Source organism: Mesorhizobium sp. M7A.F.Ca.MR.176.00.0.0, from assembly GCF_004023165.1.
Lineage (GTDB): Bacteria > Pseudomonadota > Alphaproteobacteria > Rhizobiales > Rhizobiaceae > Mesorhizobium.
This window is the reverse complement of record NZ_RZTC01000180.1, coordinates 1-7,514: the sequence shown is the minus strand read 5'-3', so window position 1 is coordinate 7,514 and position 7,514 is coordinate 1. Positions and strand designations below refer to the sequence as shown.

The following is a 7,514-nucleotide window of genomic DNA, read 5'->3' as shown; positions in this document are numbered from 1 at the left end:
CGCAGCGCCGAGACGGATGAGGGGTGTTCCAGCGGAGTGAGACGTTGGCGTTCCCTGGAACACCCCTCATCCGTCGCCTGCGGCGACACCTTCTCCCACAGGGGGAGAAGGAAGAAACTTGCCACTCACCCATTCACCGCCCGGCTATCCCTAGGCGCCTCGTCCCTCTCCGTCAGCCCATAATCCCTCACCACATGGGCGATGCGCAATCGGTAGCCGGTAAAGATACCGCCACGGCCGGCCTTCTGCGCCTGCCGGTGTTCCTCGGTGTTGCGCCAGGCCTTCACGGCTTCCTCGTCGCGCCAGAATGACAGCGACAGGATGCGGTTCGGATCGGCCAGGCTCTGGAAACGCTCGATGGAAAGAAAGCCGTCGATGCCGTCGAGCAGTGGACGCAGGTCCGCGGCGATGCTCAGATAGGCGTCGCGCCGGCCTTCCGCCGGCTCGACTTCGAAGATGACGGCAATCACGGCAGCACCAGTTTCGCGTGCGGGCCTGAGGCCAGTTTCAGGAACATGCGATCCTCCTTCAGGATGAATCTCTCGCGCTTGGCGAATTCGTAGTTTGCCTTGCCGGCGGGATCGGCGGCAAGCCGGGCGCGATAGGCTTCGTAGGCCGCCAGGCTCTCGATGTTGTAGGCGGCATACGCGGTCGTCGCCGAGCCCTCATGCGGCGCGTAGTAACCGATCAGATCGGCGCCGCAGCGTGGAATGGCCTGGCCCCAATTGCGCGCATACTCCTCGAAGGCCGCCTTGCCGAACGGGTCGATCTCGTAGCGGATGAAGCAGGTGATGGTCATTGTGGTCTCCTTGGGGTGCGTCGATAGTTCGAGCGGCATCGAAACGTTGTGTCGTCTGGTCTGCTAGGGCTGCCAGAAGGACTTCGCGCATTCGCGGCGCACGTCTTGCCGCGCTAGCCCAAGATCGCGCAGCTGATGATCATCGATCTCGGCAAGGTCCAGACGCTGCAAATGGCGGTCATACCAGCGGGCCAGCTGCCGCGAACGCAGCCAGCTGACGAACGGGAAGAATTGACGGCTGGGGAGCGGGGCTGAGGGGAAAGCGGTTCGTTCGGCCATCATCGTCTCCTTGATCTCACCTGAGAATAGTGATTATCTGACAAGAACGCTTCGATGAGGAACGAACTATGCGTGAAGGACCCGACATCGCCCGCATCGCCAGCCTGGTCGGCGACCCGGCACGGGCAAACATGCTGAATGCCCTGATGGGCGGCACGGCGCTGACGGCGAGCGAACTGGCGCTCGAGGCCGGCGTTTCGCTGCCGACCGCCAGCTCGCACCTGGGCAAACTGATGGAAGGTGGGCTGCTCACGGTGGCGAGCCAGGGCCGGCATCGCTATTACGGCCTCGCCGGACCGCAGGTGGCGGGCATGATCGAAGCCATCACAGGCGTCGCGGAAGCCGTCGGTCCAAGGCGTGTGCGCCCGGGTCCGCGCGATGGCGCCATGCGCGTGGCGCGCGTCTGCTACGATCACCTCGCCGGCGAGCAGGCGGTGGCGATGCTCGATCGGCTCGTCGCCAAAAACGTATTGGTCCGCGACGAACAGGAGATCAGGCTCGGGCCATCGGCGGCTTCGCATTTCGCGGCGATAGGCATCGACGTTTATACCAAGCCGCGCCGGCCGGTGTGCCGCGCCTGCCTCGACTGGAGCGTGCGCCGTTCGCACCTCGCCGGCACGCTGGGCGCCGCCATCCTCGAGAAGATCCTGGCCGAGAAATGGGCGCGCCGCGAGAAGGACAGCCGCGCGGTGATCTTCTCGCCGCCGGGTAGACAGGCGTTTGAGAGGGTGTTTCTGTCCTGAACGGGCGAAGCGTTAACCCCGCCTCAGAGCCTTGCCCTGCTTAAAGAAATCCGACCACGGATCGGCTTTCGCCAGCTGTTTCAGCGTAGTCTTGTCGCCGATCGGGAAAGCGTTCGGCGCCAAGCCGGCCTCGATCTCTGGCCACGTCACCGGCATCGACACCGTGGCGCCCTTCTTGGCGCGTGACGAATAGGGCGCGACCGTCGTCGAGCCCCTGCCATTGCGCAGATAGTCGACGAAGATCTTTCCCGTACGCGCTTTTTTCGACAGCGTCGCCGTGTAGCGGTCGGGGGCACCCTGCTCCAGCGCACGGGCAAAATCATGGGCGAAGGTTTTGACCTCCTCCCAATCCGACGCTGGTCTCAGCGGCACCATGACGTGAAAACCCTTGCCGCCCGAAGTCTTGACGAAATTCGGCAGCGACAGCTCGTCGAGCTTGCCCCTGATATCGAGTGCCGCCTCGCGGACCGCTTTCACGTCGACACCTTCATCGGGATCGAGATCGAAGATGATCTGGTCGGGCTTTTCGATCTCGTCGATCGTGCACCCCCAGATGTGGATCTCGACCACGCCATACTGGACCAATGCGGCGACACCATCGAAATCCCGGATGTACAAGATCTCCTCGCCGTCAGTCGGATCCTTCATGCGCGCGATCTTGTCGCTCATACCGGCCGAGGCATGTTTCTGGAAGAAACGCTGGCCACCGACACCGTCCGGCGCCCGCACCAGGCTGAGCGGCCGGTTGACGACAAACTGTTCCATGCGCGGCCAAACCTGCGCGTAATGGTCGAGCAGGCCCTGCTTGGATATGTTTTCGTCCGGCCACAGCAGCTTGTCGGGATGCGAGAGTTTTACCGTGGTCGTCATCGATCCGGCGGCTTTGCCACCCGATGCCGGCTTGGCCGTGCTCTTGCCTGTCGATGGCTTGCCTGTCGACGCTTCGGGCTTTTCCTGCACGACTTCCACCGCCGGCTTGTCCTCGCGCAATCCCTGGAACGAGGCGTGGCGTATTATACGGTCCGAGGTCCAGCTGCGAAACTCCACTTCGCCGACAAGTTCGGGCTTGACCCAGACCAGGCCTTTGCCCTTCGGCACCGCGGTGGAGAAGGGCGATGTTTTTGCCGTCAATGCATCGAGTTTTGCCTTCAGCTCATTGGCGCCCTTGCCGGAGAAACCAGTGCCGACGCGCCCGGCATAATGCAGCTTGCCGCCCTCGTGGAAGCCGACCAGGATCGAGCGCAGGCCGCGCCCGGTCTTGTCCGACGGCAGATAGCCGCCGATGACGAATTCCTGCCGCGCCGTGCATTTCGACTTCACCCAGGTCGGGCCGCGGCCGCTGCGATAGGGTGCATCGGCACGCTTGGAGACGACGCCTTCCAGGCCCATCCGGCAGGCATGCTCCAGCATGATCTTGCCGGGTTCGGAAAAGTGGTCGCTGAAGCGGACCGCCGGATTGTCGGACTGCTTGCCGAGCAAATCCTGCAAGGCCTGCTTGCGCTCGACCAGCGGCTCGCGCCGCAAATCCCTTCCATCGAGGCGCATCAGATCGAATACGTAATAGATGAAGCGATTCGTCCGCTTCGCCGACAGATCCTGCTGCAACAGCGCGAAAGACGAGACGCCGCTGTCGGCCAGCACGACCACCTCGCCATCGATGATGGCGTCGCTGCACTTCAGCGCGGCCAACTCCGCGACGATCTCGCCGCCGAACTTCTTCGTCCAGTCGAGGCCGGTCCGGGTCAGCAGCCGCACGTCGGTGCCGGCGATCTGTGCCTGCATGCGGTAGCCGTCGAACTTCACCTCATGCAGCCAGTCCTTGCCCGGCGGCGCATCGCGCTCCAGCGTGGCCAGCTGCGGCTCGATGAAGTCGAGTTTCTTGCCCGCGGCCTTCGTCTTGCCGGCGGCCGGCTTGTTGGAATGCCAGACCTTCGGCTTCTCACCCTTCGCGGTCTTGCCCTCGCCGACCTCCTCGATGGTCAGGCCCGACTTCACCGATTCCGGCGCCTCCTTGAGGATGTCCTCGCCGGGACGCGCTGCGGCATCGTCCGACTTGATCAGCAGCCAGTTATCGCGCTTTTCACCCGCACGCGGCTTCAGTCGCACCAGATGCCATGCCCCATGCAGCTTGTGTCCCCTGAGCTCGAAGCTGATATGGCCCTTCTTCATCGCCTTGGCCGGGTCGATCTCGGGGGTCCAGGTGCCCTCGTCCCAAACGATGACCGAACCGCCGCCATATTCGCCCTTGGGAATGGTGCCCTCGAACGGCGCATAGTCGATCGGGTGATCCTCGACATGCACGGCCAGTCGCTTCTCATGCGGATCAAGGCTCGGGCCGCGCGTCACCGCCCAGCTCCACAGCACGCCGTCATGCTCGAGCCGCAGGTCGTAATGCAGCCGCGTCGCGGCATGCTTGTGGATGACGAAGATGCCGCCGACCTCGCTCTTCTTGGTCCGGGCGACCTTGCCGGCCGGTTCGGCGGTCTTCTTGAAATCGCGCTTGGAGTAATATTGTTCGAGGCTGGCCATCCGTTGGGTTCCTCAGGCCGATTTGCGTTTGGGCGCGCTGGCTTTCGGCTTGGCGCGTTTGGCCGCCGGCTTGGCTTTCGCCGACGAAGACCTTTTCGATGATCCGGAATCTGACAGGCTCTTCTTCAGCGCGTCGAACAGATTGACGACATTGGAAGGCTTGGGCGCCGCCTTGGCCTTCGGCGCCTTGTGGCCAGCCTTCTTGGCGCGGATCAGCTCCAGCAGCGCGTCCTCGTATTTGTCGTCGAATTTCGAGGGGTCGAACTTCGTCTTCTTCTTGTCGATGATCAACTCGGCGAGGTCGGTCATCTCGTGATCGGTCTTCACCGACTCGATGTCGCCGAAGACGGTGTCCGGCTGGCGCACCGTGTTGTCGTAGCGCAGCGTCGTCAGCACCATGCCTTTGCCGAGCGGCTCGATAACCACCGGCCGTTCGCGTCGGTAGAGCACGATACGCGCCAACCCGGCCATCTTCTTGCCCGCCATCGCGTCGCGAATGACGGCGAACGCTTCTTCCGACACCTTGTCGGCCGGGGCGACATAATAGGGCGTATCGAGATAGATCTGCTGGATCGAAGCTTTGTCGACGAAACCGTCGAGGGCCATGGTGTGCGAGGATTCGATCTGCACCGCCTCGATCTCGTCTTCCTCGATATGGATGAAATCGCCATCGTCGAGTTCATAGCCCTTGATCTCGTCATCCTCCTCCAGAGGCTTGCCGGTTTCGGCATCGACATAGAGGCGCTTCACCGTGTTGCCGGTCTTGCGGTTGAGAATCCGAAACGAGACCCGCTCCGTGTGGGTGACGACATTGGTGAGTTCGACGGCACAGGTGACCAGCGAAAGCTTTAAATAGCCTCTCCAGGCCGGACGCGGCGCCATGATATCTCCCTTCCACAACCAGATGAAGGTGAGAACGGACAGACCGCGCTCCAGTTCCGCGCTCACGGACCGATCTGGACGCCAGGGCGCGCCCGAGGCCTTATGGCCGTCAGCACCTGAATCTTGCGGGCGCGGCAAAAGTTGAAACAGAACCGCGCGCGCGCGACATTCAAACGAAACATATGTGATGCAAAAGTCACATTGGCCGGAATGCCGCCAACTGCACGGAAAGACCCCGAATCAGCCGCAATCCAGCCACGAAGCAAGGCATTTTCGACCAGATATTAACATCACGTTCACCGACTATTCACGCCTCGACGCTATGATGACCGCAATTCGGAAGGGACATCCGAAAATCGGGACAGGGACAAGGGTAATGAACTTCCTCGCGCACCTCATCGGCTATGCCGCCGCCATCCGCGAATTCGTCGCGCCGACCTATCGGCCCGAGCGCTATTACATGCGCGGCCCCGGCCCTGCTTGCGCCCGTCGCGGCAACTCGCTGGGCGCGCACTGATCATGGCTTTCGAAAATCGCCACGACAGCCGGATCTGCCGGCCGGCCGCCTCTACCCGCGCCACCACCTATCGCGCCGAGCGTCCCGCTCTCGCCGACAGGCGCCGTGCGACATCGCCACGGCTTTGATACCGACGCTGGCCGGCTTAGTGTCATAGGACACGAGCAGCCGAGGCCAGCGTGACCGACCATTCCCAACCCAGTCGACCCCAGTCAAATCGTCCCTCCGGAACAACTCTCGACGCACGCCACGATTGATCGTTTTCGATGGCGTCTGCGTGCTCTGCTCAGGCTTCGTGCGCATGGTGGTCAGGCTCGATCGCCAAGGCCGTTTCCGCTTCGCCACCGCGCAGTCGCCCTTCGGTGAAACGCTGTTTCGGAAGCATGGACTGCGCACGGACTCTTACGAACCCAACCTCGTCCTGATCGACGGCGTCGCCTTCACGCGGCTCGACAGCTTCGTCGCTGTCATGGCGGAACTCGGCTGGCCCTGGCGGGCGGCAAAAACGCTGCTGCTGCTGCCGCGCCCGCTGCGCGACTGGCTCTATGAGCGCGTTGCCAGGAATCGCTACGCGCTGTTCGGCAGGAAGGACAGCTGCGAGGTTCCTTCTCCGGAGCTGCGCGAGCGGTTCCTTGACTGAGGATGTGGCTGCTGGAGAACGAGCCGCCGCTCAGCGCATTGATCGGGCGTTATCGCGGTTGGCTCGAACCGGTGGATTCGCACGGCTTCAGCACGATCGCGTCGCCGGCCCCCTTGCCCAATTCCCGGCAGCCTTGAACCGAGCACAGCGTCCAGCCGTCGCCGGTTGCGCCGGAGGCGGCGAGTATGACGCGCCGCTGTGGGCCGACCGTGGGCGTATAGGCCCACCAGCTATTCTTCAGCACCGCGCCTTCCGGTGGCTCCATGCCGGCGCCCGAGCCCTTGACCCGCGCCTCGACCAACTGCAGGCCGATAGGCGTGACCTTCCAGTCTTCCTCCCAGCGCGTCCGTTCCACCGAATGCGTCCAGGACAGCGTAAAGGCGGCGACGGAGAACGTCACCATCTTGCCGGCGGCCAGGATGCAAAGGCTCATGTTTTGACTGAAGCCTGCCGCGCACGAAAGCAGTGCCAGCCGATCCAGGCCAGCGCCAGCGCCCAGCCGGCCTCGTCGGTCAGCGGTACCGCGGCGACCAGAAGCACGCCGGCGGCGAAGGCAAGCAGGCGTTCCCACCCCGCCATGCGGCGGGCGAGAAAGCCGACGGCGGCGGCACCCCACAGCACGATGCCCATGCATGCCTTGGCGACGATGTAGGCGACCTCGACGGGATAGCCGAACTGCGCGGCGATCGGCCCGGCGTCCTGCAGCATCAGAGCCGGCGTGTAGACCGCCATGAACGGCACCACGAAGCCGGCAATGGCGAGTTTAGTCGCCTGGATGCCGATCTTCAGGCCACTTTCCCTAGCCATGGGTGCCGCGGCAAAGGCGGCCAGCGCCACTGGCGGCGTCAGATCGGCCATGATGCCGAAATAGAAGACGAACATGTGGCTGACCAGCAGCGGCACGCCAAGCTCGAGCAGCGCCGGCCCGGCCAGCGACGAGGTGATGATGTAGTTGGGAATGGTCGGGATGCCCATGCCCAGCACCAGGCAGGTGAGCATGGTCAGCAACAGCGACAGGAACAGATTGTTCTCGCCGATGGAGATGATCCAGCCGATGAAGGTCGAAGCGATGCCGGTCAGCGTCAGCGTGCCGATGACGATGCCGACGATGGCGCAGGCAATGCC

General features: G+C 63.4%; 11 protein-coding genes. 4 read left to right on the top strand and 7 right to left on the bottom strand.

Translation table 11 applies throughout. The features are described from left to right. Positions 1-125: 125 nt before the first annotated feature. From EOB59_RS32690 to EOB59_RS32680, 3 genes are all read right to left on the bottom strand, one after another. The gene (locus EOB59_RS32690) at positions 126-470 is read right to left on the bottom strand and encodes an antibiotic biosynthesis monooxygenase (protein WP_127383493.1); all 345 of its coding nucleotides are present in this window, start codon (positions 468-470) and stop codon (positions 126-128) included. After that, positions 467-799, bottom strand: a complete 333-nt coding sequence (locus EOB59_RS32685; protein WP_013528650.1) for an NIPSNAP family protein — start codon at positions 797-799, stop codon at positions 467-469. Before EOB59_RS32685 ends, EOB59_RS32690 begins: the two co-directional genes overlap by 4 nt. A 63-nt stretch (positions 800-862) precedes the next feature. Then, complete coding sequence (locus tag EOB59_RS32680) at positions 863-1,078, bottom strand: DUF1127 domain-containing protein (protein ID WP_127395886.1); 216 nt, start codon at positions 1,076-1,078, stop codon at positions 863-865. A 68-nt stretch (positions 1,079-1,146) separates the two neighbouring features. On the opposite strand from EOB59_RS32680, the gene EOB59_RS32675 reads away from it, so the two are divergent. After that, entirely contained in the window at positions 1,147-1,821 is a 675-nt protein-coding gene (locus EOB59_RS32675) for a winged helix-turn-helix domain-containing protein (RefSeq protein WP_127395879.1), read from the top strand. 12 nt (positions 1,822-1,833) lie between these two features. Here the strand turns inward: EOB59_RS32675 and ligD are convergent, their stop codons facing one another. Next, positions 1,834-4,350: a DNA ligase D gene (ligD, locus tag EOB59_RS32670; protein ID WP_128290159.1), complete on the bottom strand. Its 2,517-nt coding sequence runs from the start codon at positions 4,348-4,350 to the stop codon at positions 1,834-1,836. Positions 4,351-4,362: 12 nt separating this feature from the next. Then, positions 4,363-5,232, bottom strand: a complete 870-nt coding sequence (locus EOB59_RS32665; protein ID WP_128290160.1) for a Ku protein — start codon at positions 5,230-5,232, stop codon at positions 4,363-4,365. Between the two features lie 376 nt (positions 5,233-5,608). Between EOB59_RS32665 and EOB59_RS32660 the strand changes: the two genes are divergently transcribed. From EOB59_RS32660 to EOB59_RS32655, 3 genes are all read left to right on the top strand, one after another. Then, on the top strand, positions 5,609-5,749 hold the full coding sequence (locus EOB59_RS32660; RefSeq protein ID WP_013528645.1) for a hypothetical protein: 141 nt from the start codon (positions 5,609-5,611) through the stop codon (positions 5,747-5,749). Between the two features lie 2 nt (positions 5,750-5,751). Further along, complete coding sequence (locus tag EOB59_RS37250) at positions 5,752-5,877, top strand: hypothetical protein (RefSeq protein ID WP_281061741.1); 126 nt, start codon at positions 5,752-5,754, stop codon at positions 5,875-5,877. Positions 5,878-6,002: 125 nt separating this feature from the next. Further along, positions 6,003-6,389: a DCC1-like thiol-disulfide oxidoreductase family protein gene (locus tag EOB59_RS32655; RefSeq protein WP_245486852.1), complete on the top strand. Its 387-nt coding sequence runs from the start codon at positions 6,003-6,005 to the stop codon at positions 6,387-6,389. A 49-nt stretch (positions 6,390-6,438) separates the two neighbouring features. On the opposite strand, the gene EOB59_RS32650 is transcribed toward EOB59_RS32655, so the two are convergent. Together EOB59_RS32650 and EOB59_RS32645 are read right to left on the bottom strand one after the other, a co-directional pair. Then, positions 6,439-6,822, bottom strand: a complete 384-nt coding sequence (locus EOB59_RS32650) for a DUF1850 domain-containing protein (RefSeq protein WP_127331364.1) — start codon at positions 6,820-6,822, stop codon at positions 6,439-6,441. Further along, positions 6,819-7,514, bottom strand: a 696-nt coding sequence (locus EOB59_RS32645) for a TRAP transporter large permease subunit (protein WP_128290158.1), incomplete at its 5' end; no start/stop codon positions are given. The genes EOB59_RS32645 and EOB59_RS32650, both read right to left, overlap by 4 nt.